The sequence below is a fragment of the Sphingobium sp. S6 genome, assembly GCF_905120495.1.
Taxonomy (GTDB): Bacteria; Pseudomonadota; Alphaproteobacteria; order Sphingomonadales; family Sphingomonadaceae; genus Sphingobium; species Sphingobium agri.
The window spans coordinates 716,857-737,942 of the sequence record NZ_CAJHOG010000001.1 but is presented as its reverse complement, the minus strand read 5'-3'; the positions used below and the strand labels follow the sequence as shown (position 1 = coordinate 737,942).

Below are 21,086 nucleotides of genomic sequence, written 5' to 3'. Positions count from 1 at the left end.
TATTCCCTCAATACCGTCGCCACTTTTCCTCTCTCCGGCACGGGGAGAGGATACGAAATCTTGGCTCGGCGCAGCCGGGCCTAGATAGAGTTGGAGAGGGGGCCTTGCTCCCGTGAGGGCGCTGGCCCCTCTCCCGCTGCGACTAGGCGGCGGGCCGCCAAGTCTCGCTGCCCTCTCCCCTGCAGGGGAGAGGGAAATTCGGTCAGTTCGGCTCCTTGCCGCGGATCAGGCCGACTACGCCGGTGCGACCGACTTCAACAAGGCCGATCTGGCGCATCAGGCCGACGAAATTGTCGATCTTGTCGGTCGTTCCGGTGATCTCGAAGATGAAGCTTTCGATCGTCGTGTCCACCACCTTGGCGCGGAAGACATCGGCCAGGCGCAGCGCTTCGATCCGGTCTTCGCCAGTGCCCGAAACCTTGACCAGCGCCAGTTCGCGCTCGACGAAGGGGCCGTTGGCGGTAAGGTCCGTCACCTTGTGAACCGGCACCAGCCGGTCGAGCTGCGCGATGATCTGGTCGATCACCTTGGGCGGGCCGTTGGTGACGATCGTGATGCGGCTGATCGCATGATCGGGCGTGATGTCCGCCACGGTCAGGCTGTCGATATTATAGCCGCGCGCGGTGAACAGCCCGGCGATGCGCGCGAGGATGCCCGCTTCGTTGGTGACCGTGAGCGACAGGACGTGCCGTTCGCTATATTCTTCCTGAATGTGCATCAGATGCTCGTTCCGTTATCCGGTTCTTCTTTGCGCTCGTGGCGCTGGGAGATCATTCCCGTGAAGGCATAGTGCCAGCTGCCGTCATCCCGATGGGCGAGGCGGACGGGGAAGCCCGCGATCGCGTCGAACATGCGAGTCAGATGCTCACCGACATAGCGAGGACTGACCAACAGGCGACCGATATGGCGTTCGTGAAAATCGAAGCCCTCGTCCAGATGCACTTCCCACGATTCATTTTCCGGATCTGCGTGATCCACGGTCCAGCCTTTCAGCTCAGCCGTGCCGCTGATTCGTTCAAAGTCGAAGGGTTCGCTCACATGGATGCGGAGCTTCAGATGCTGCGTCACACCAGCGCCTTTGCCTCGTCCGACATGATGCCCGCGATCTGGTTGGGATCGAGCAGCATGTCGGTATGCGCCGCGCCCGACGGAATCATCGGGAAGCAGTTGGAAAGCTTCGCCACGCGGCAATCCACGATCACCGGGCCGGGCGTGTCGATCATCTGACGGATGCCCGCCGCCAGTTCCTGCGGCCCCTCGATGCGGATGCCGGTCCAGCCATAGGCTTCGGCCAGCTTCACGAAGTCGGGCAGGCTGTCCGAATAGCTGTTGGAATAGCGGCTTTCATAGGTCAGTTCCTGCCACTGGCGGACCATGCCCATATATTCATTGTTTAGGATGAAGATCTTGACCGGCAGGCGATACTGGCTGGCTGTCCCCATTTCCTGAATGTTCATCTGGATCGAGGCATCGCCCGCCACGCAGACCACCAGGCTGTCGGGATTGCCAACCTGCGCGCCGATGGCGGCCGGGAAGCCGTAACCCATGGTGCCAAGGCCGCCAGAGGTCAGCCACTTGTTGGGCGCTTCAAAGCCGAAATGCTGGGCCGCCCACATCTGGTGCTGGCCGACTTCGGTCGTGATGATGACGTCCTTGGCCGACTTGGAAGCGCGGTAGAGTTCGGCGATCGCCTCCTGCGGCATGATCTCTTCGCGGCTTTCGGGATAGGCCAGACTGTTGCGGGCGCGCCACCCTTCGATCCGGGCCCACCATTCGGAAAGGTCCGCCGCCTTGTGGCCATGCGTCTTCCAGCCGGTGATCATGTCCGTCAGCGCATTGCCCACATCCGCGACGATGGGCAGATCGACCTCGACCGTCTTGTTGATCGAACTGCGATCGATGTCGATGTGGATTTTCTTGCTGTTCGGCGCGAAGGCGTCGAGGCGGCCCGTCACGCGATCGTCAAAGCGCGCGCCGACGCAGACGATCAGGTCCGCCTTGTTCATCGCCCAATTGGCTTCATAGGTGCCGTGCATGCCCAGCATCCCCAACCATTGGGGCGAGGAAGCAGGGAAAGCGCCCAGGCCCATGAGGGTCGAGGTAACCGGCGCGCCGGTCAGTTCCGCCAGTTCACGAAGCAGGGCGGACGCTTTGGTGCCGGAGTTGATGACGCCGCCGCCGGTGTAGAAGATCGGGCGCTCGGCCCTCGCCAGCATCTCGACAGCTTGTGCGATCGCCGAAGGATCAGCCTGCGTCTGCGGCTTGTAGCTCGCATGTTCGAAACCCAGCGGCTTGGCATAGGGCGCGGTCGCGATCTGGACGTTCTTGGGGATGTCCACGACGACAGGGCCGGGTCGACCGGTGGTGGCGATATGGAACGCCTCATGGACGACGCTGGCCAGCTTGGCCGGGTCCTTGACCAGATAATTGTGCTTGGAACAATGGCGCGTGATGCCGACCGTATCCGCTTCCTGGAACGCATCGGTGCCGATCAACTGAGTCGGCACCTGCCCGGTGATGACGATCATCGGGATGGAGTCCATCAGCGCGTCGGTGATGCCGGTGACGGCATTGGTCGCGCCGGGGCCGGAGGTGACGAGCACGACGCCGGGCTTGCCGGTGGAACGGGCGTAACCTTCCGCCATATGCGTCGCGCCCTGTTCATGGCGAACAAGGACGTGGCGGATCTTGGGATGGTCAAAAAGTGCGTCATAAATGGGCAGCACCGCGCCGCCCGGATAACCGAACACGACTTCGACCCCCAGGTCGATCAGGCACTCAACCAAAATGTCCGCGCCGCTCTTTTCGGCCACGATGAAATCCTTCCACTGGATGCAGGTTGCGCCCTCTGCCCTGCAAGAGGAGCATTGGCAAGGTGGGTGCCTCTATTCGACATAAAATGGCAAGTCAATACCTATATCAGCAACTTTATTACAATTTCTTTGGCGATCTTATCATCAATCTTCCGCTGTTCGATCGCCCAAGTCGGCGGAGGTTGGCGAGAAAACCAGGTATATTGGCGTTTGGCGTATTGGCGAGTGGCGATACGCCCCTTCTCCAGCATGGTCTCGCGGTCCATCTCGCCCTGCAACCAGCCCCTGATCTCAGGAACTCCGATGGCGCGCATCACCGGCAGGTCGGGGGACAGGTCGCGGGCAAGCAGGGCCTCGACTTCCTGCACCGCGCCCATATGCACCATCTGCTCGAACCTGCGGTCGCAGCGCGCGATCAGCCAGTCGCGCGGGGGCAGCAGGATAAGGGGGGCAAGATCAATGCGCTCCCCAATTCCTCCTCTCTTGTGCTGCTGCCAGAAGCCAAGCGGTTTCCCCGTCGAACGCACTACTTCCAGTGCCCGGGCGATCCTTGTGCTGTCCGCCGGTGCCAGCCGTGCGGCGGCCACCGGATCTTCGATCGTGAGCGCGGCGTGAGCATCGGCGACGGCCATGGAGCGAACGAAGGAGCGAATGTCCGGATCGATTTCCGGGACCGGCGCAATCCCGTCGAGCAACGTGCGCAGATAAAGACCGGTGCCGCCCACAAGGATCGGCAGGCGCCCTCCCGCATGCGCTTTGTCAATCTCGGTGCTGGCTTCAGCCGCCCAGCGGGCCGCGGTGCACGCTTCCGCTCCGTCGATATGCCCAAAAAGGCGATGCGGCACACCCCCTATGTCTTCGGCGCTTGGCCTCGCCGACAGGATGTGCAGATCGGCGTAGACCTGGCTGGCGTCGGCATTGATGACGATCCCATTGGCGGATTGAGCCAGCCGAACCGCCAGCGCGCTCTTGCCGCTGGCGGTGGGTCCGGCAATAAGCGCGACGCGCGGGCGGGATTCGCCCTTCGATGTTTCAGGAGTGTCCATGTTCGTCGCGACCTTAGTGGCAAGTGCTGCCTTGAGTCAGGAGGATATTGCGGAAGCCGTCGCCCGGCTCGCCACGGCGGGTTGCGCGCCGGTGGATAGCAAGTGGCTGGACGAGGACAAGGCTGCCGACATCTTCTTCGGCAGCGATCCCGTGGCCGCGCGCGCGGCCTTGACCGGAATTGGCGACAAGGTGGACGTGATCGTTCAGCCTGCCGAAGGGCGTGAGAAGAAGCTGCTGATCGCCGACATGGATTCCACCATGATCACTGTGGAATGTATCGATGAACTCGCAGACTATGCCGGGATCAAGCCGCAGATCGCCGAAATCACCGAACGTGCGATGCGGGGCGAACTGGACTTTGCTGGCGCGTTGCATGAGCGCGTCGCGCTTCTAAAGGGGCTGGCGGATGAGGCGATCGATCGATGCCGTGCGGAGCGGGTCAAGATCATGCCCGGCGCGCGCGCCCTTGTCCGCACCATGAAGGCGAGGGGGGCTGAAACCCTGCTTGTTTCTGGCGGCTTCACCCGCTTCACGGGTCCCGTTGCCGAGGAAATCGGCTTTGATCGCGCGGTAGCCAATGTTCTCGAGATCGCCGACGGCGCGTTGGCCGGAACGGTGACGTTGCCGATCGTCGACGCTTCCCGGAAGCTGCAGGAACTGGAGGCGGCGATAGCAGCAGGCATCGACCGGACGCTGACGCTCGCGGTAGGTGATGGTGCTAACGACATACCGATGATCCAGGGAGCAGGACTGGGCGTCGCCTATCATGCCAAGCCCAAGACCCGCGAGGCGGCGCATGCCGAAATCGTCCATGGGGACCTGTCCGTGCTGCTCTATGCTCAGGGCATTGCGTCAGCCCATTGGGTGGAAGCCTGACCATCCGCGCGCCGCTTGCCGCCAGCTTCAAAGGCGCGCCAGCATCCACAACGCCATCGCCACCATCATCAGATTTTCGGTGAGCGACACGAAACCCAATGGGACATTGCTGCTGCCGCCGACGCAGGCGCATTTCAATTCGCGCTTGTCGATATAGACGGCCTTGAAAACCGATACCGTGCCGATGCCGCCGATGAACAGCGCTACCGGTATCGAAAGCCAATGGAACAGGCCGGTCAACATCAGCACGCCCGCACCCAGCTCCAGGAAGGGATAGGCCTTGCCATATGGCACATAGCGGCGGGCCAGCAGGTCGTAGTTCAAGAACATGGTCGCGAACCGGTCGACATCCTGAAGCTTCAGCATGGCGAGAAGCATCATGGTGATTGCGATGAAGCTCTCCACCGTCATGACGCTGACCAGCGGCATCGCGGTTAACCAACTTACCGCGAGCGCCAGCAAGGCGCCCACAGCAAAGACGGCGATCACGGGCACATAGCTGGTATCTGACGGGTTGGCGACTTTCATGCCGAAAAAGCGCCGGAGGTCGTCATGGCCGCCAATCCGCTTGCCTTCGATGAAGATCTGGGGCGTCGTCTTGACGTCATGCTCGCGTTTGAAGGCGTCGGTCTGCTCCCGGCTCGTGAGCCAGTGATCCTCCACCTCATATCCCTTGTGCCGCAGCAGCCAACGCGCCTTCAGGCCGTAGGGACAGGTGTGGCCCGGCATCACCATGCGATAGAGGACTGCTTTTCGGGGGTGGGTGGCCGTGGCGGCATTGGGGCTCATGACATCTCTTTCACTTGGAGAGTTTTACTCTCCACCCCATATGGGTTCCGTACCATGGTCCGGAGTCAAGCATGTCGATGACGATTTCTGGTCTGGCGCGCGCAGGCGGCGTTGGCGTCGAGACGGTGCGCTTTTACCAACGGCGCGGTTTGCTGGAGATGCCGGAGCGCGGCGCGCGCGGTCCGACGTCCGGCATAAGGCGCTATGAAGATGAGGATGTGCGCCGATTGAAGTTCATCAGGTCAGCGCAGGCGGCAGGCTTCACATTGGAGCAGATCGGCGAGCTTTTGCAGCTGGATGCGGGGCAGGACCGAAAGCGGGCGAGGGAATTGGCGGCCGAGAGGCTGGCGGCGCTTGACCGCAAGATAGCCGAACTTCAAGCTGCACGAGACTCGCTCCGCAGGCTGTCGAGCGCATGCAACGCCTCTGACCATGGGCCATGCCCGATCATCTCCGTGTTTGACGGACCCGGTTAAAAGCCCGCCATCAATCCATCGATCGCGCCTTGCAGGATGTAGCTTGCAGCCAGCTTGTCGACCAGTTCGCCGCGCCGCGCCCGGCTTGCATCTGCCTCCAGCAGCGTCCGGGTGACGGCCTGGGTCGACCATCGCTCGTCCCACAGCAGTATCGGCAGCCTCAAGTCGGCGATGTTGCGCGCAAAGGCGCGGCTGGCCTGACTGCGCGGGCTTTCGCTGCCGTCGAGGTTGAGGGGAAGGCCGATGACGACACCCTTCACCTGCTGCTGGTCGATGAACGCAGCCAGCGCTATCTTGTCCTTGCTGAATTTGCCGCGCGAAACGGTGTGTGCCGGACTGGCGATCGACCAGCCAGCGTCGCAAAGCGCGAGGCCGATCGTCTTCGTGCCGACATCCATGCCGAGCAATCGCCCGCCTTGGGGCAGGGCCTCACGAAATGCCGCGCGATCGGTGGTAAGCAGCACACTCACGACTTTGCGAAATTCGCCAGGCGGCGGCGGGCGTCTTCGCGCACGTCGCCCCAGAAGAGGCTATAGTCGTAGACATGGTAATTATTGCCCGGAAGGGTGAAAGGCCCCATGTCGATCGGCTCACCGATCATCAATATGCCGCTGCTCTCGCACCGCGCCGGTACGACGCCCTTGAGCAAGCGGGCTGGCTTTCCTTCTTCTCGGCTGTCTAGCGTTCCCTGATTGGCGCTGGCCGGGGCAGCCCCGTTGAAGGTGCCTGTTATCGGATTGGTGCAGAGCATATGGGTGTCCTTGCGCGGCCTTCCATTGAACCCCGCCTTGCCCTCGAAACTCTCGATCATCGGCGAAGGATCAGCGGGCTCCGCATAGCTTTGCCAGCTGAGGATGCAGCGCGCCTGATCGCTCCGCGCACATGCGGGCAGACCGAGGGCGGGCAAGTCAGCCTCCACAGAGACGGGCCAGCCCACTGCGTAGACCGCAGCGACACGGGAAGCCACCGGCTTGCCTGCCACTTGGTCATGGAGCAGCTGGAGCAAATGGCGCGAACCCTGGCTATGTCCGGCGAGGATGATCGGACCAGCCGGATTTGCCTTCAGGAAAGCGGCAAAAGCTTGGGAAACATCCCTGTATGCGGCGGCCAAAGCCTGCTCACCTGCGGGCTTGCCGGTGAGGAATGCGCCGTAATTCGCCTGCCGGTAGCGCGGCACCCAGACATTGCCGACCGCATTGAAGGCGCTCGCCTGCGCTTGCACGAACCGGCGGGCGGTCGCCAACGCATCCTTGTCGTCCAGCCGCATGTTCCAGTGCGCGCTACCAAAAGCAGTTATGTAGGACGTGGGGTGAATGAAAAAGACCGCCGCCTTTTGCGGCACCGGTTCATCCTTTTGCCCGGCCGGTTTCCACAACGCGGGATTGTCATGCCGGATATCCGGGCGGGATATCCACATCTTCGCATCGTCATAGGCGTTCGCCGGTAGCGGAGCGATGGGAGTGAAGGCCTCGCGCGGCACCATCACCGCGCGGATCAGCTCCATGCCCCAGATGCGATAGACCAGCAGCGCCGCGAGAACCAGCACGATCAGGCTGGCGACGACATAGAGGAACTTGCGGGCCAATGCTTTGCTCTCCTTCGGCCGGCAGGGCTCCATAGGCTGCGTCGGGCGGCGCCTGTCTGGCGCAGCCGATCCTCACGCGCAAGTGCGGACTTGAAGCGGACGTGAGCGGGTGGTAGCGGCGGCGCCATGTCGATAGACCTTCAGACCGTAAAGAAGATCGCCAGCCTGTCGCGCATTTCGGTGACTGACGCCGAAGCCGAAGCCATGGTGCCTGAACTCAACAACATCCTCGGCTGGGTGGAGCAATTGGGCGAGGTGGACGTGACCGGCGTGGAGCCGATGACTGCCGTCATCCCCAACAAGCTGCGCCTGCGGGACGATGCCGTTACCGATGGCGATGTTCGTGACAGGGTGCTGGCGAACGCGCCACAGGCTGAACATGGCTTTTTCGCGGTGCCGAAGGTGATTGAATAATGAGCAATCTCACTGATCTTACAGTGGCCGAAATCCGCGACGGCTTTCGCTCTGGTGACTTTTCCGCGCGTGAAGTCGCGGTAGCATTCAACGCCAATGTCGCCGCCGCGAAGGCGCTGAATGCCTTCATCGTGGAAACCCCGGAAAAGGCACTGGAAGCAGCCGACGTGGCCGACAAGGCTAAAGCGGCGGGCGAGGCGCTGAAGCCGCTGTCAGGCGTACCGATCGGCATGAAGGACCTGTTCTGCACCGAAGGCGTGCAGACGACGGCCGCGAGCCACATGCTTGAAGGCTTCAAGCCGACCTATGAGTCCACCGTTTCGAAGAAGCTGTGGGATGCGGGCGCGGGCATGCTGGGCAAGCTCAACCTTGACCAGTTCGCGATGGGATCGTCCAACGAAACCAGCTATTTCGGCAATGTGATCTCGCCCTGGCGGCGCGGCGGCGGCGACAATGCCGCGCTGGCGCCAGGTGGCTCTTCGGGCGGCTCGTCTTCCGCCGTCGCGGCCCGGCTTTGCCCCGCGGCGACGGGCACCGATACGGGCGGCTCGATCCGTCAGCCTGCCGCCTTCACCGGCATCAGCGGCATCAAGCCGACCTATGGCCGCTGCTCTCGCTGGGGCATCGTGGCATTCGCAAGCTCGCTCGATCAGGCCGGGCCGATGGCGCGGACGGTGCGCGACAATGCGATCCTGCTCGAAACGATGGCGGGCTTCGATCCTAAGGATTCGACCTCGCTCGATCTGGCCGTGCCGCAGTGGGAGGCTAATCTTTCGAGCGATCTCAAGGGCAAGAAGGTCGGCATCCCCAAGGAATATCGCCCCGATGGCCTGAATGAAGAGATCGCGGCGCTTTGGGATCGCGGCATCGAATGGCTGAAGGACGCGGGCGCCGAGATAGTGGAAGTGTCGCTGCCGCATAGCAAATATGCGCTGCCGACTTACTATATCATCGCGCCTGCCGAGGCTTCCTCCAACCTCGCCCGCTATGACGGCGTGCGTTATGGCCAGCGCGACCTGCCCGATGGCGCGGGGCTGCAGGACATGTATGCGGCCACTCGCGCTGCCGGGTTCGGTCCAGAGGTTAAGCGCCGCATCATGATCGGCACCTATGTGCTGTCGGCGGGCTTCTACGATGCCTATTACACGCAGGCGCAGAAGGTTCGGGCGCTGATCGCGCGCGACTTCGAGCAGGCTTTTGAAAAGTGCGATCTGCTGCTGACGCCGACCGCACCGAGCGCCTCCTTCGCCTTGGGTGAGAAGCAGGCTGATCCGCTGGCCATGTATTTGAACGACGTCTTCACCGTGCCGGCTTCTTTGGCCGGGCTGCCGGCGATGGCAGTTCCGGGCGGGCTGGACGCGCAGGGGCTGCCGCTTGGGCTCCAGATCATCGGCAAAGCGCTCGACGAACAAACCGTGCTGAACGCAGGCCTGGCTATCGAAGAGCGCGCGGGCTTCACCGCCCGGCCGGAGAAATGGTGGTAAGCTCATGTCGTCGTCATCCCAGCGCAAGCTGGGATCTCAGGCGGCGTGGCACGACAGTTGGAAAGATCCCAGCCTCCGCTGGGACGACGACATGAAAAATTCGCTGGGATGGCGGTGTAGAAAATGACTGAATCAACCTATCGCATTCAGGGCGCAACCGGCGAGTGGGAGGTCGTGATCGGCCTCGAAGTCCATGCGCAGGTGACGAGCCAGGCGAAGCTCTTTTCCGGCGCGGCGACCGCTTTCGGTGCGGAACCGAATACGCAGGTAAGCCTGGTCGACGCGGCGATGCCGGGCATGCTTCCCGTACCCAATCGGGAGTGTATCCGTCAGGCGGTACGCACCGGCATGGCCATTGACGCGAAAATCAACAAATGGTCGCGCTTCGACCGCAAGAACTATTTCTACGCCGACTTGCCGCAGGGCTATCAGATCAGCCAGCTTTATCACCCGCTGGTAGGTGAGGGGCAGATCGAGATCACGCTGGACGAGAAGAACCCCGACAGCAGCACGAAGACGATCGGCATCGAACGCATCCATGTCGAGCAGGATGCGGGCAAGTTGATGCATGATCAGCATCCGACCCGCTCCTATGTCGACCTCAACCGCTCAGGCGTGGCGCTGATGGAGATCGTGTCGAAACCCGACATGCGCTCGCCTGCCGAGGCTGGAGCCTATCTGTCGAAGCTGCGGACGATCCTGCGCTATGTCGGGTCCTGTGATGGCAATATGGATCAGGGTTCGATGCGTGCGGACGTCAATGTCTCCGTACGCAAGCCGGGGCATGAATTCGGCACCCGTACCGAGACGAAGAATGTGAACTCGGTCCGCTTTGTCATGGCGGTGGTTGAGCATGAGGCCAATCGTCAGGTCGATGTGCTGGAGGCCGGTGGCAAGGTGGTGCAGGAAACGCGCCTCTACGATCCGGACAAGAATGAAACGCGGTCCATGCGGTCGAAGGAAGACGCGCATGACTATCGCTATTTCCCGGACCCCGACTTGCTGCCGCTGGAGCTGGACGACGCCTTCCTGGAGGAATGCCGCCAGTCGCTACCCGAACTGCCCGACGCGAAGCGCCGCCGCTATGAGGAGCAACTGGGCCTTTCCGCCTATAATGCCGCAACCCTGACCGCTGACGCCGACACGGCGCGCTGGTTCGAAGCACTGCTGGCCGAAGGCGCGCGCATCCAGAAGAAGAGCGAGGGCGAAGTCGCCAAGGCTTCCGCCAACTGGCTGCTGTCGGAGCTTTATGGTGCGCTCAATCGTCTGGGCAAGAGCCTCGAAGATAGCCCCGTCGGCCCGGAAGAGGGCGCGGAGCTGCTCGCCCTCGTCGCCGACGGTACGATCAGCGGAACAATCGCCAAGCAGGTGTTCGAAATCATGCTCGAAACCGGCGAGCGTGCGCCCCGGATCGTCGAGGAAAAGGGCCTGAAGCAGACCAGCGACACCGGCGCGATCGAAGCAGCGGTCGCCAAGGTGCTGGCTGATAATGGTGACAAGGTCGAGCAGTACAGGGCGGGCAAGGAAGCGCTGTTCGGCTTCTTCGTCGGCCAGACGATGAAGGCCATGCAGGGCAAGGCAAATCCTCAGGTCGTCAATGAACTGGTCCGCAAGGCGCTTGCCTAAAGCGGTGCCCGCTGTCTAAACCTCTTGCTGGTAGGTGAAAGCGGGGGCGCTTTCCCTCCACAGGGGGTGACATATGAAGACTGGCGGCTTCCTCGCGGGATTGGTGCTGCTCGCCGCTGGCGCGCCGTCGGCCGTTCGGGCGGAAACATTGACCAATGACATGGTCGTGTCCCTTGTCCAGGCGGGGTTGGGTGATGATGCCGTGATCGCGAAGATCAAGGCATCGGCTGCCCATTACGCCTTATCTACGGACGATCTGATCACATTGAAAAAGCGTGGCGTGTCCGGTCCGGTCATCGCGGCGATGATCGACGCAGGCTCGCAAGGCGCGGTATCTTCCAAGGCGGCATTCTCGGCGGACTCACCCGATCCCCTGGTGCCGCATCCGTCCGGCGTTTACCTGGCGAATGATGCCCGCTTGGTGCGGATCGATCCGACCACCTCGAATCAGAGCAAGACCGGCGGTATATTGGGCTACGCCTTCACCGGCGGTATCGCTTCTCTCAGCATCAAGGCAGTCATTCCGAACATTACGGCGCGGGTCCGCACGGGCCGAGCGCGGCCGACCTTCTATTTCTATTTCGATGAGGCGACCCGCGGTCTGTCTCAGGCCGGTGGCGCGTCACTATGGCTATCGGGCCCTGCCAGCGCCATCACCTCTCCCAATGAATTCAGCCTCATCCGCTTCGATGTGAAGAAGGATCGGCGCGAGACACGTGTTGGCAGCATGAACCTGGCCGGAGCAAAGGCAGGGGTGATGGACAAGGACCGCATCCCGTTCGACTATGAACAAGTGACGCCGGGCGTGTTCAAGGTAACGCCGTCGGCCGATCTTCCCACGGGCGAATATGGCTTCATCTATTCGGTCAGCGCGGGTGCTGGCCCTGGCATGTGGGGTAACGGCACGGGCTCTGCGCGCATTTTCGACTTCGCCATCCATCCCTGACGAACAGGGTTCCCGCCATTGTCCTGGGCCTGTAGCTGCTTTAGCGGCAGGAGGGGGCAGGACATTGGAGGCGGAATGCAGGCGACGACGCAGATTGACGCGGCGGCAGCAAAAGCGGCGGGCATGGACCCCAGCCGATTGGAACAGCTCGCCAACTCGCTGCACCTTCAATATGTGACCACGGGCAAGCTGCCGCACTTGCGCCTGCTTGTGTCGCGTGAAGAACGGGTTTTGCTGTCCCACATCAGCGGCATCGCCCGCGCCGGTGGAGAACCCCTCCAGCCCGACTCGCTGTTCCGCATCGCATCGATGACGAAGCCTGTCACTTCGGTCGCCTTCATGATGTTGGTGGAGCAGGGATTGGTCGCGCTGGACGATCCGGTAACCGATATCCTCCCCGAATTTGAAAATCTCTCCGTCGGCTTGGATCGGCAGGCGCTGAAACAGCCGATGCGCATGATCGATCTGCTGCGTCATACCTCGGGGCTTACCTATGGCCTCCAACGGCAGACGGCGATCGATGCGGAATATCGCCGGCTTGGCCTGGACGAATTTCAGCAGAAGCGGAGTTCCGCAGACTTCGTCGCCGCCCTCTCGCAGCTGCCACTGGAATTTTCTCCGGGTGAACGCTGGAATTATTCGGTGGCAACGGACGTCTTGGGCGTGATCGTCGAAAGGTTGAGCAGTCTCGACCTGGCCAGTTTCTTCGATCGGCACATCTTCCGACCGCTGGGGATGAGCGACACATTCTTCGAATTGCCCGAAGACAAGGTGGGTCGGATGACCGACGCCTGGCAGTTGGGACCAGATGAGCGGTTGTCGCTCTATGATAGAGGCGCTCGAAGCGGATGGCGGCGAAATCTGAGGTTCCGATCCGGCGGCGGAGGTCTGATCTCGACCGCGCATGATTATCACCGGTTTGCACGCATGCTTTTGCGCGGTGGTGAGTTGGACGGAGTCCGCTTGCTAAAGGCTGAGACGGTCGCTGCCATGCACGCCAATCATCTTCCGGGCGCAGGCGATCTCGCTCACCACTCTTCTTCCATGTTCAGCGAGGCGGACTATGCGGGGATAGGTTTCGGGCTTGGCTTCGCCACTGATCTCACCACCGGAGAATATTTCTGGGGCGGGGTGTTCTCGACCTTCTTCTTCATCGATCCGCGCGAGAAGATCATCGGATTGCTCATGACGCAGCATTTGCCTTCCAACGTCTATCCGATCCGCCGACAGTTGCGTGACGCAGTGCGGGGGACGATCGTCACTCCTTTCGGCTGATACAAATCTCAAAATCAACTTTAGTCCCAGTTTGAAATTTGCACTCGCATGCATTGCGGCTAAGGTGCAGAACCGACAAGCTGTTGAGCGGCAAGGAGAGCCGATGTTGAATGATGTAGGCGACCGGCCACAAATTTATTCGAGCCCAGCCATCATCGAACGACGCAAGCGGATCTTGGCGGAGACGCGAAAGCTGATCGCTGAGCAGGGCATCACGGCCTTCAGCATGAATGAGATCGGCCACCGCGCCGGGGTCGCCAAACGGACCCTCTACAATGCTTTTCAGACCCGCGAACGGATGATCGCGGCGGCGATCCAGGAATATTTTGACGAATATGTCAGCAAGCTCTCCTACATCAGCCCGCCCGGCACGATGGAACATAATATCGAGCGCATGATCTCCATCCTTCAGCGTAACCGTAAACTGCGGAATTACGTCAAGGCCGTCATGTCGCTCTATTTCAGCTCCGACGTCGATCCGGACATATGGAGCGCCATCCATGCGCCTGCCGTCCACCATAATCGCCGGTGGATCGAGCTTCTCGCCGCGAAAAAGCAGCTCCAGCCATGGGTCGATGTGGATCAGCTGGTCGATGATCTGGTGCGGTTCGAGTTCGCGACGATCAACGAATGGGCCCAAGCCCGCATCGCCGATGATGAGGTGACGGTCCGGCTCGTCAGCAGCTATCTGGGCTGCGTCGCCGGTGCCCTGAAAGGCAATGCGCGCAAGGAAGTTGAGGCGTTGCTCAAGGCGATTGCCGAGCGCGGCGCTCAGGCGATACCCGTGCCTCATGCGGACAAGGCTATGGCGGCGTAAGCGCTTGACCGACCTGCCGTTCGCAGCGCGCCTAGCCCTAACCAGGCTTTTCTCTGCACCTTCTCCACGCTACGGCAACTCCAAACCGACCGCAGGCGAGCGCCGGCGAAGATCACAAGATGCACCCCCGCATCGTTATGAACAGGAGAGTATAGCTGATGCAGAATGAGCAACCGGCGACGATCGCCGTCCTAGGCGGAACGGGCAAGGAAGGTGGCGGGCTCGCGCTCCGCTGGGCGCATAAGGGACACAAGGTCGTTATCGGCAGCCGTACAGCCGAACGTGCCAGGGAAGCCGCCGCGCAAATGAACGAACTGCTCGGGGGCAACAGCGTGACAGGCGCAGCCAACGCCGAAGCCGCTGCACAGGGTGAGATCATCGTCCTCGCCGTACCCTACGCCGCGCAGCAGTCCACCGTGCAAGAAGTCGCTGGCGCGCTTGAAGGCAAGATCCTGATCGACGTGACCGTGCCACTCGTGCCGCCAAAGGTCAGCCGGGTCCAGCTTCCCAATGGTGGATCAGCTGTGGAAGCGGTGCAGAAGATGCTGGGCGAGGGCGTTCGCGTCGTATCTGCCTTCCAGAATATCAGTGCCCATCACCTGACCAAGCTGGACGAAGATGTCGAATGCGACGTCCTGGTTTGCGCCGACGACACGGACGCTGCCGATCAGGTGGTGGCATTGGCGCAGGAAATCGGCCTGCGCGCCTGGAACGCTGGCCCGCTCTGCAATTCGGTGGTCGCGGAGGGGCTTACCTCCGTCCTCATCGCACTCAATCGCAAATATAAGGTGCCGGGCTCGGGCATACGCATCACGGGCGTCTGAAACAGCGGATATGCGCGGTTCACTGCTTTCCACCGACCATGTAGCATTCAGCTGCCGGTGGAAGGTGGTGAGCCCTGCTGGATTCGAACCAGCGACCTACTGATTAAAAGTCAGTTGCTCTACCGACTGAGCTAAGGGCCCTCCGTCACGAGGTCCGCACGCACTAGAGGCGGTGATGCGGCTGGTCAACCTCTAGGACGCGGCAAAGGCGCAGCTTTTCGCAAGCGTGCATGAAGATGCCGGATGGAAAGGCCCGAAAGCGGATCGGACCATTGCGGCGCGATGGCCATGAGCGGCGACAATACGAAATCGCGCGTGCGGAAAGCCCGGTGCGGAATGTGAAGCCACCTGTTCGACCAGCGTCCCCCTGACCAGAGGATGATGTCGATATCGATGGTGCGGGCGCCCCAGCGGCGGTGCCTCCGCCTGCCCAGGTCAGCTTCGATCGCCTTGAGTGCCCGCAACATTTCTGGCGGGGTCAGCCTGCTTTCGATCAGCAGCGCGCTGTTCGCATATTCCCGTAAGGAGGGGCCGATCGGCTCGGTCGTCAATATCGGTCCCGTCGCCACAATTCGGCCGATCTCGCCCAATCTGCCGGCCGCCTCCTGCACGATCGCTCTTGGTGTCCGCTTTGCCGACAATGGCCGGTTCGAACCGAGCGCAAGCGCATAGCGATGAAGAGTGCTTGTCTTGACCATGTGACTGCGCCTAACCGCTGCACATGACGCTGCAAAGCCCCATAGCCGATGCGGAAGCGCCGCTGGATTGTCCGCTCTGCCCCCGCCTGGCCGCCTTGCGTCAGGAATGCCGGGCCGAGCATCCCGACTGGTGGAATGCGCCTGTCCCTGCATTTGGCGATCCGCTTGGCCGCATCGCAGTGGTGGGACTGGCGCCGGGCAAGCAGGGGGCTAACAGAACCGGGCGGGCATTTACCGGCGATTTTGCGGGCGACCTTCTTTTCAACATATTGCTGAAAACGGGTCTTGCCGAAGGGTCTTATGAGGCCCGGCCCGATGATCAGCTGACGCTGCGCGACGTCATCATCCTCAATGCCGTAAAATGCCTTCCGCCGCAGAACAAACCCCTGCCGCAAGAGGCACATAACTGCCGCCTATTCTTGAAGTCGGCTGCCGACGCCTCACCCAATGCGCGGATATTCATCGCGCTGGGTGAGGTCGCACATCAGTCCGTCGTGAAAGTGCTGGGCGGCAAACTTCCCAAGGCGCGCTTTGCTCACATGGCGGAACACCGCATGCCGAGCGGCAAGATAGTCATCGACAGCTATCATTGTTCCAAGAGAAACGTCATGACTGGCCGCCTGACAAGCGAGATGTTCGAAGCGGTCTTCGAAAAGGCTATCGCGTTACTTTCAACCTGACGCCGCAGACCTCAGCCTATCAGATAGTCGAGATATGCCCCCTCCGGCGGCCCATCCAGCGCCGCCATCATCGGTTCGAACAGCCGCTTGTCCAGCATCGGACCAGCGGCCTTGTGCGCATCGACATCAGCCCAGCGCTCGATGAAGACAAAGCGGCGCTCATTGCCAAGGTCGCGAAGCATCTCGACGCCCTCACATCCGGGCAGCGGCTGGACCGCTGCTGCCAGTGCGCGAAGGGCGCTCTCCAATGCTGCCTCCGATCCTTCTCTGGCATGCATCAGATAATGGCGCGCGACCGTCATGGCATCATTCTCCCTAGCTTAGATATCCTGCGCGATCCGGCCGTATAATTCCGGCCGCCGGTCCCGGAAGAAGCCCATGCCCGCGCGATGCTTCCGCGCCTGCGCCAGGTCAAGCGTGGCCACCAGCGCGCCATTGTCGCGCGCATCGGCCTCGGCTGCGAAATCGCCCCATTCATCGCTGATGAAGCTGTGGCCATAGAATTTCTGGCCGTCTTCCTCGCCGATCCGGTTGGCGGCGATCACCGGCATGCAATTGCTCACCGCATGGCCGATCATAGCGCGGCGCCACATGCGGCTCGTATCGAGATCCGCGTCATAGGGTTCCGATCCGATCGCGGTAGGATAGAAGAGCAGTTCCGCTCCCATCAGTGCCATTACCCGGGCTGCCTCCGGATACCATTGGTCCCAGCAGATGCCCACGCCGATCGTGCCGTAACGCGTCTCCCAGACCTTGAACCCGCTATTGCCGGGACGGAAATAATATTTTTCCTCATATCCCGGCCCATCCGGAATATGGCTCTTGCGATACAGGCCCATGATCTCTCCCTCATCATCGATCATGGCGAGGGAATTGTAATGATGCTGGCCATCCCTCTCGAAAAAACTGGTGGGAATGTAGACGCGCTCCGCCTTCGCCACCTTGCGCATCTCGGAAACGGCGGGATGTTCGTCGATCGTCCTGGCGTTGGCGAACAGAGCCTCGTCCTCGACCCTGCAGAAATAGTGACCTTCGAACAGTTCGGGCGGCAGGACGATCTTGGCGCCTCGAGCCGCCGCCTTCACCACATGGTCGGCCACCATGGCGACATTGTCGTCCACATCGTCTGAAAAGGCGAGCTGAAGCGCGGCAACGGTGACTTTGGTCATATCCTCGAAAGTCCTAGAGGCGAATGCCCAACCGGGCGGTATGAGGTTGGGAGATAGAGCAGGATTGGCGGAGTGCAACCTCCGCACCGGTCAAGGAAGCTCCCTTCGATTTTATTGTCCCGGCAAGGGCATTTGCTGGCTGCAACAATGGAAACTGCCGCCGCCCGACAATATCGCATCGCTCCGGAGACCTATTATCTCGCGCCCCGGGAAAAAGGGCTTGAGCGCATCGAGCGCCGCCTGGTCATTGGGCTGGCCATAGATGGGCACGATGACCGCAGCGTTGCCGATGTAGAAGTTCATGTAGCTTGCAGGGATCACCTCGCCATCCACCAGTACACGGCCGGGGGAGGGGATTGAAGCCACTTCCAGGCCGAACGCCTTGGCCCTTGCGCGCGCGTCTGCATAGATGGCCGCATTGGGGTCATCATCCGTGCTTGCTTCCGGCAGCGCCAGCAGGCCTGGCGCAACAAAGCGCGCAAGATTATCCACATGGCCGTCCGTATGGTCGTTGAGCAGACCATCGCCCAGCCACAGCATTTCGGACAGACCCAATGACCCAGCCAGCAGCGTTTCGATCTTGCCACGATCAAGATCCGGATTGCGGTTGGGATTGAGCAGGCATTGCTCGGTCGTGACGAATAATCCGGTGCCATCGGTATCGATCGCGCCGCCTTCGAAAATCCAATGTTGCGAGGAGGTCGGCAATCCCGTCGTCGCGGCCAATCGCGCCCCGATATCCTCATCGCCCGGCATCTGATATTTACCGCCCCAGCCATTGAACCCGAAATCCACCAAGGCGCGTTCATGCCCACGCATGACCGCGATCGGGGCGGTATCCCGCAGCCAGACGTCACCCAGCTTCTGCGTGACGATGGTCACGTCCGGGCCAGCGAGCGAGCGCGCTATCTCCGCATCACCATCATTGGCGCAGACCAGCCGGACCTCTTCACCTTTCCCCTCCGCGCGGAGCGCCTTGGCAAAGGCGGCGACCTGCTCGCGTGCCGCGTCGAACGCGCCAGGCCACTCTTCGGGAAAGGTGGGAAAGCCGATCCAGGTCCATTCATGCGGCGCCCATTCGGCAGGCATCTGGAATGTCATCGGCTTTCTCCTGCTGGTACGGCGTTGCTTGCCGCGCTCTACAGCATTGCGGCTTGCGTTACAGCGCCAATTCGCCGCACCCTCAGGTCGTTATCTGCGCCGTCCACTCGTCGAGCAACTTGAATCCCAGCGCCACTTCGAAACTCAATCCGGCATAAGCGTCCTCACGCCAGCGCACCGTGGCGTCCCGCTTGCCCAGACCTTCGATGATCAATTGGACCTGCATATTTTCGCGCAGTTCGCCGGACTCGTCCAATAGCTTTACGCCGAACAGGGATATGTCCTGCATCATGCATGCCTGCATGCCGGTTCCCGTAGCAACCGTGACAGGGGTGAAGATGTTCAGCCGGACAGCTTCGCGTTCGCTACGGCCGTTCCTCTGTTCCGCGATTATGGTCGAAATGGCGATATGCTCTTCGAACAGCAGCGAAACATGTTCACCTATATTCATGCCCACGACCGCCGGAACGGAAAATCCGTTGCGCAGGCCAAGGGTGACGCTCTCGCCCGCCGTCATTGGCACACTGGTCCGCACCAGTGCCTCACGCGGCGACAGAGAATGGACGACGCAGAGGCATTCTCTCCGCGCCGTCACCAACTTGCCAACATGCAAGATTGTAACAGCCTTGTTAACTTCCACGACCCATCCCCAATCTTATTATCGTTACGTTGCCGAATCGTCGGCAGGTCAGGGATAGAGGCCAAGTTTCCGTAAGGGAAATGATTAACTTAACGGACGCCTGTCCAATGATGGGACGGCGTCGAGCATGCCATGACGGTCCTCATGGCATGCTTCTGCGCAACAGGTACGAAGGGTTTCTACCGGCCCGCCCGGCTCTTGTCGCGGATCGCGCGGAATTCATCACCGGGCGTCCAGTTCGGCCAGGCGGTCGTGTCGGCCAGCGCTCTGCCGACGTCATAATAGAGCTTCAGGTCGTCCTTCACGCCGCTCCAATCCCATTTGGGATCATATTCGTCCTTCGGGCCATGGTATCGATGTTCTTCATATTCCCTCGCGGCTGCCGCCCCGGCCGCGGGGCCGCCCCTCACCAGATCCTGCCCGCCTTCGAAATAGAGCATGGGCACGCCATGTTTCGCGAAGCTGAAATGGTCTGATCGGTAATAAAAGCCTTTTTCCGGCGTGGGCTCCAGGCTCGCAACGCGCTTCTGCGCGGCCAAGGCGCGATCCAGATATGCGTCCAGCTGCGACTTGCCCTTGCCGATCACGACGACGTTCTTCGCCCGCCCTGCCATGCCCAAGGCGTCCATGTTGACGCCGCCAACGGTTTGGCCAAGCGGGAAGACCGGATGATTGCCATAATAGGCTGATCCCAAAAGCCCGGACTCTTCTGCTGTTACCGCAAGGAACACCTGGCTGCGTGCCGCCGGGCCCGCTTTCACATTGGCTTCCGCCAGCGCGACCAGGGCCGCCGTGCCAGTGGCATTGTCGATCGCGCCGTTGCAGATATCGTCTCCATCCGGCGCGGCTTCGCAGCGGCCCAGATGGTCCCAGTGCGCCGCGTAAAGCACATATTCGTCCGGCCTCGTTTTGCCGGGCAGCAACGCGACGACATTCTTCGACTGATGTTTGCGGACGATGTTGTCGAACGAGACATTCGCCTTGACGCCTTTCAGCGGCACCGCCTTGAACCCGCGCTTCTTCGCCGCCGCGCTCAGGCTATTCAGGTTAAGGCCCGCGCTTGCCAGCAGCGCCGCAGCCGTGTCTTTCTGCATCCATCCGATGGCGGCCGATTGCTTCGCATTGCCATCCCCATTGTCGGCCACATGCTGTGCGCCGGTCCAGCTCGACTGAACCACGTTCCAGCCATAGGCGGCGGGCACCGTGTCATGGACGATGATCGCCGCCGCCGCACCCTGGCGCGCGGCTTCTTCGAACTTGTAAGTCCAGCGGCCATAATAGGTCATGGCGCGCCCGTTGAATGGGCCGCTCAGGCCAGGGGTCTGGTAATCGGGATCATTGACCAGGATGATGACCGTCTTGCCGCGCACGTCCACGCCGGCATAATCATTCCACTTCTTCTCGGGCGCGTTGATCCCATAGCCCACGAAGACAACCGGACTATCCTTCACCTCGATATGTGGCTGAGCGGTGCGGTAGGTCGCGATCACCATCTGGGAGCCATATTCGGCGGATACCGGCACCTTGCCGCCCGTGAAGCGCAAAGGCGAAACATCCTTGGCGGCGATCTCTACCAGGGGGACGTCCTGGAACCAGCTGCCTTTATTGCCGGGCTTCAGTCCCAACGCCGCAAAGCGCTGCACCAGATAGGAGAGCGTCTTCTCCTCACCCACCGTCCCGGGCGCGCGCCCTTCATAAGCGTCCGAGGAAATTTCTTTCACCACCTCCTTCATGGTTTCGATCGACGGGCTGATGCCGGAAGGTGCTGCCATCGCAGCACTGCTGGTGAGGAGAGCGATCAGCAAAGTCGAGGGAAGCAGGCGCAT

Annotated in this window: 23 protein-coding genes and 1 tRNA gene; 10 read left to right on the top strand and 14 right to left on the bottom strand. The window is 61.4% G+C overall.

The window, feature by feature from the left end; genetic code table 11:
• Nucleotides 1–202 precede the first annotated feature (202 nt).
• The 4 genes from ilvN to miaA all read right to left on the bottom strand — a co-directional run bounded on the left by ilvN (nt 203) and on the right by miaA (nt 3,859).
• The gene (ilvN, locus tag SPHS8_RS03725; protein WP_066523989.1) at nt 203–718 is read right to left on the bottom strand and encodes an acetolactate synthase small subunit; all 516 of its coding nucleotides are present in this window, start codon (nt 716–718) and stop codon (nt 203–205) included.
• Complete coding sequence (locus tag SPHS8_RS03720; protein WP_201514101.1) at nt 718–1,068, bottom strand: hypothetical protein; 351 nt, start codon at nt 1,066–1,068, stop codon at nt 718–720. The genes ilvN and SPHS8_RS03720 overlap by 1 nt, the downstream gene beginning before the upstream one ends.
• Nucleotides 1,065–2,813 carry an acetolactate synthase 3 large subunit gene (locus tag SPHS8_RS03715; protein WP_201514100.1) on the bottom strand — a complete coding sequence of 583 codons (1,749 nt, stop codon included), beginning with the start codon at nt 2,811–2,813 and terminating at the stop codon, nt 1,065–1,067. Before SPHS8_RS03715 ends, SPHS8_RS03720 begins: the two co-directional genes overlap by 4 nt.
• Before the next feature lie 101 nt (nt 2,814–2,914).
• Entirely contained in the window at nt 2,915–3,859 is a 945-nt protein-coding gene (gene miaA / locus SPHS8_RS03710; RefSeq protein WP_201514099.1) for a tRNA (adenosine(37)-N6)-dimethylallyltransferase MiaA, read from the bottom strand.
• Between miaA and serB the strand changes: the two genes are divergently transcribed.
• Nucleotides 3,858–4,736: a phosphoserine phosphatase SerB gene (gene serB, locus SPHS8_RS03705; RefSeq protein WP_201514098.1), complete on the top strand. Its 879-nt coding sequence runs from the start codon at nt 3,858–3,860 to the stop codon at nt 4,734–4,736. The genes miaA and serB overlap by 2 nt on opposite strands.
• 27 nt (nt 4,737–4,763) lie before the next feature.
• Here the strand turns inward: serB and SPHS8_RS03700 are convergent, their stop codons facing one another.
• Nucleotides 4,764–5,525 carry a MauE/DoxX family redox-associated membrane protein gene (locus SPHS8_RS03700; RefSeq protein WP_201514097.1) on the bottom strand — a complete coding sequence of 254 codons (762 nt, stop codon included), beginning with the start codon at nt 5,523–5,525 and terminating at the stop codon, nt 4,764–4,766.
• Between the two features lie 71 nt (nt 5,526–5,596).
• Between SPHS8_RS03700 and SPHS8_RS03695 the strand changes: the two genes are divergently transcribed.
• The gene (locus tag SPHS8_RS03695; protein WP_201514095.1) at nt 5,597–6,001 is read left to right on the top strand and encodes a MerR family transcriptional regulator; all 405 of its coding nucleotides are present in this window, start codon (nt 5,597–5,599) and stop codon (nt 5,999–6,001) included.
• Here the strand turns inward: SPHS8_RS03695 and ruvX are convergent.
• On the bottom strand, nt 5,998–6,462 hold the full coding sequence (gene ruvX, locus SPHS8_RS03690) for a Holliday junction resolvase RuvX (RefSeq protein WP_097092785.1): 465 nt from the start codon (nt 6,460–6,462) through the stop codon (nt 5,998–6,000). The two genes, SPHS8_RS03695 and ruvX, sit on opposite strands and share 4 nt — an antisense overlap.
• Before the next feature lie 5 nt (nt 6,463–6,467).
• A complete protein-coding gene (locus SPHS8_RS03685) occupies nt 6,468–7,586 on the bottom strand; it encodes a DUF3089 domain-containing protein (RefSeq protein ID WP_201514093.1) in 1,119 nt (372 codons plus the stop codon).
• A gap of 126 nt (nt 7,587–7,712) precedes the next feature.
• Between SPHS8_RS03685 and gatC the strand changes: the two genes are divergently transcribed.
• The 7 genes from gatC to npdG all read left to right on the top strand — a co-directional run bounded on the left by gatC (nt 7,713) and on the right by npdG (nt 14,972).
• Complete coding sequence (gatC, locus tag SPHS8_RS03680; RefSeq protein WP_201514091.1) at nt 7,713–8,000, top strand: Asp-tRNA(Asn)/Glu-tRNA(Gln) amidotransferase subunit GatC; 288 nt, start codon at nt 7,713–7,715, stop codon at nt 7,998–8,000.
• Nucleotides 8,000–9,484: an Asp-tRNA(Asn)/Glu-tRNA(Gln) amidotransferase subunit GatA gene (gatA, locus tag SPHS8_RS03675; protein WP_201514089.1), complete on the top strand. Its 1,485-nt coding sequence runs from the start codon at nt 8,000–8,002 to the stop codon at nt 9,482–9,484. The genes gatC and gatA overlap by 1 nt, the downstream gene beginning before the upstream one ends.
• A 123-nt stretch (nt 9,485–9,607) precedes the next feature.
• Entirely contained in the window at nt 9,608–11,110 is a 1,503-nt protein-coding gene (gene gatB, locus SPHS8_RS03670) for an Asp-tRNA(Asn)/Glu-tRNA(Gln) amidotransferase subunit GatB (RefSeq protein ID WP_201514087.1), read from the top strand.
• Between the two features lie 73 nt (nt 11,111–11,183).
• On the top strand, nt 11,184–12,056 hold the full coding sequence (locus tag SPHS8_RS03665; RefSeq protein ID WP_201514085.1) for a hypothetical protein: 873 nt from the start codon (nt 11,184–11,186) through the stop codon (nt 12,054–12,056).
• A 75-nt stretch (nt 12,057–12,131) separates the two neighbouring features.
• Nucleotides 12,132–13,331: a serine hydrolase domain-containing protein gene (locus SPHS8_RS03660; RefSeq protein ID WP_201514084.1), complete on the top strand. Its 1,200-nt coding sequence runs from the start codon at nt 12,132–12,134 to the stop codon at nt 13,329–13,331.
• A gap of 103 nt (nt 13,332–13,434) precedes the next feature.
• A complete protein-coding gene (locus tag SPHS8_RS03655) occupies nt 13,435–14,148 on the top strand; it encodes a TetR/AcrR family transcriptional regulator (protein WP_201514082.1) in 714 nt (237 codons plus the stop codon).
• A gap of 158 nt (nt 14,149–14,306) precedes the next feature.
• Nucleotides 14,307–14,972 (top strand): NADPH-dependent F420 reductase, encoded by a 666-nt coding sequence (gene npdG, locus SPHS8_RS03650; protein WP_201514081.1) that lies wholly within the window; start codon nt 14,307–14,309, stop codon nt 14,970–14,972.
• 65 nt (nt 14,973–15,037) lie between these two features.
• Here npdG and SPHS8_RS03645 read toward each other — a convergent pair.
• Nucleotides 15,038–15,113, bottom strand: a tRNA-Lys gene (locus SPHS8_RS03645).
• Between the two features lie 44 nt (nt 15,114–15,157).
• Nucleotides 15,158–15,670 carry a 2-amino-4-hydroxy-6-hydroxymethyldihydropteridine diphosphokinase gene (folK, locus tag SPHS8_RS03640; protein ID WP_201514080.1) on the bottom strand — a complete coding sequence of 171 codons (513 nt, stop codon included), beginning with the start codon at nt 15,668–15,670 and terminating at the stop codon, nt 15,158–15,160.
• 23 nt (nt 15,671–15,693) lie between these two features.
• Between folK and SPHS8_RS03635 the strand changes: the two genes are divergently transcribed.
• A complete protein-coding gene (locus tag SPHS8_RS03635) occupies nt 15,694–16,350 on the top strand; it encodes a uracil-DNA glycosylase (RefSeq protein WP_201514079.1) in 657 nt (218 codons plus the stop codon).
• Nucleotides 16,351–16,361: 11 nt separating this feature from the next.
• Here SPHS8_RS03635 and SPHS8_RS03630 read toward each other — a convergent pair whose 3' ends face one another.
• From SPHS8_RS03630 to SPHS8_RS03610, 5 genes are all read right to left on the bottom strand, one after another.
• Nucleotides 16,362–16,652: a putative quinol monooxygenase gene (locus SPHS8_RS03630; protein WP_201514078.1), complete on the bottom strand. Its 291-nt coding sequence runs from the start codon at nt 16,650–16,652 to the stop codon at nt 16,362–16,364.
• Between the two features lie 18 nt (nt 16,653–16,670).
• Nucleotides 16,671–17,519 (bottom strand): N-carbamoylputrescine amidase, encoded by an 849-nt coding sequence (gene aguB, locus SPHS8_RS03625; RefSeq protein WP_201514077.1) that lies wholly within the window; start codon nt 17,517–17,519, stop codon nt 16,671–16,673.
• 111 nt (nt 17,520–17,630) lie between these two features.
• Nucleotides 17,631–18,620, bottom strand: a complete 990-nt coding sequence (locus tag SPHS8_RS03620; RefSeq protein WP_201514076.1) for an agmatine deiminase family protein — start codon at nt 18,618–18,620, stop codon at nt 17,631–17,633.
• Nucleotides 18,621–18,702: 82 nt separating this feature from the next.
• A complete protein-coding gene (locus SPHS8_RS03615; RefSeq protein WP_201530842.1) occupies nt 18,703–19,215 on the bottom strand; it encodes a PilZ domain-containing protein in 513 nt (170 codons plus the stop codon).
• Between the two features lie 224 nt (nt 19,216–19,439).
• Nucleotides 19,440–21,086 (bottom strand): M28 family peptidase, encoded by a 1,647-nt coding sequence (locus tag SPHS8_RS03610; RefSeq protein ID WP_201514074.1) that lies wholly within the window; start codon nt 21,084–21,086, stop codon nt 19,440–19,442.

Bases quoted from the DNA above. Each gene is read 5' to 3' on its own strand.
- ilvN (WP_066523989.1), bottom strand. From the start codon at position 718: ATGCACATTCAGGAAGAATATAGCGAACGGCACGTCCTGTCGCTCACG.
- serB (WP_201514098.1), top strand. From the start codon at position 3,858: ATGTTCGTCGCGACCTTAGTGGCAAGTGCTGCCTTGAGTCAGGAGGAT.
- miaA (WP_201514099.1), bottom strand. From the start codon at position 3,859: ATGGACACTCCTGAAACATCGAAGGGCGAATCCCGCCCGCGCGTCGCG.
- SPHS8_RS03700 (WP_201514097.1), bottom strand. From the start codon at position 5,525: ATGAGCCCCAATGCCGCCACGGCCACCCACCCCCGAAAAGCAGTCCTC.
- SPHS8_RS03695 (WP_201514095.1), top strand. From the start codon at position 5,597: ATGTCGATGACGATTTCTGGTCTGGCGCGCGCAGGCGGCGTTGGCGTC.
- gatC (WP_201514091.1), top strand. From the start codon at position 7,713: ATGTCGATAGACCTTCAGACCGTAAAGAAGATCGCCAGCCTGTCGCGC.
- gatA (WP_201514089.1), top strand. From the start codon at position 8,000: ATGAGCAATCTCACTGATCTTACAGTGGCCGAAATCCGCGACGGCTTT.
- gatB (WP_201514087.1), top strand. From the start codon at position 9,608: ATGACTGAATCAACCTATCGCATTCAGGGCGCAACCGGCGAGTGGGAG.
- SPHS8_RS03665 (WP_201514085.1), top strand. From the start codon at position 11,184: ATGAAGACTGGCGGCTTCCTCGCGGGATTGGTGCTGCTCGCCGCTGGC.
- SPHS8_RS03660 (WP_201514084.1), top strand. From the start codon at position 12,132: ATGCAGGCGACGACGCAGATTGACGCGGCGGCAGCAAAAGCGGCGGGC.
- SPHS8_RS03655 (WP_201514082.1), top strand. From the start codon at position 13,435: ATGTTGAATGATGTAGGCGACCGGCCACAAATTTATTCGAGCCCAGCC.
- npdG (WP_201514081.1), top strand. From the start codon at position 14,307: ATGCAGAATGAGCAACCGGCGACGATCGCCGTCCTAGGCGGAACGGGC.
- folK (WP_201514080.1), bottom strand. From the start codon at position 15,670: ATGGTCAAGACAAGCACTCTTCATCGCTATGCGCTTGCGCTCGGTTCG.
- SPHS8_RS03635 (WP_201514079.1), top strand. From the start codon at position 15,694: ATGACGCTGCAAAGCCCCATAGCCGATGCGGAAGCGCCGCTGGATTGT.
- SPHS8_RS03630 (WP_201514078.1), bottom strand. From the start codon at position 16,652: ATGACGGTCGCGCGCCATTATCTGATGCATGCCAGAGAAGGATCGGAG.
- aguB (WP_201514077.1), bottom strand. From the start codon at position 17,519: ATGACCAAAGTCACCGTTGCCGCGCTTCAGCTCGCCTTTTCAGACGAT.
- SPHS8_RS03620 (WP_201514076.1), bottom strand. From the start codon at position 18,620: ATGACATTCCAGATGCCTGCCGAATGGGCGCCGCATGAATGGACCTGG.
- SPHS8_RS03610 (WP_201514074.1), bottom strand. From the start codon at position 21,086: ATGCGCCTGCTTCCCTCGACTTTGCTGATCGCTCTCCTCACCAGCAGT.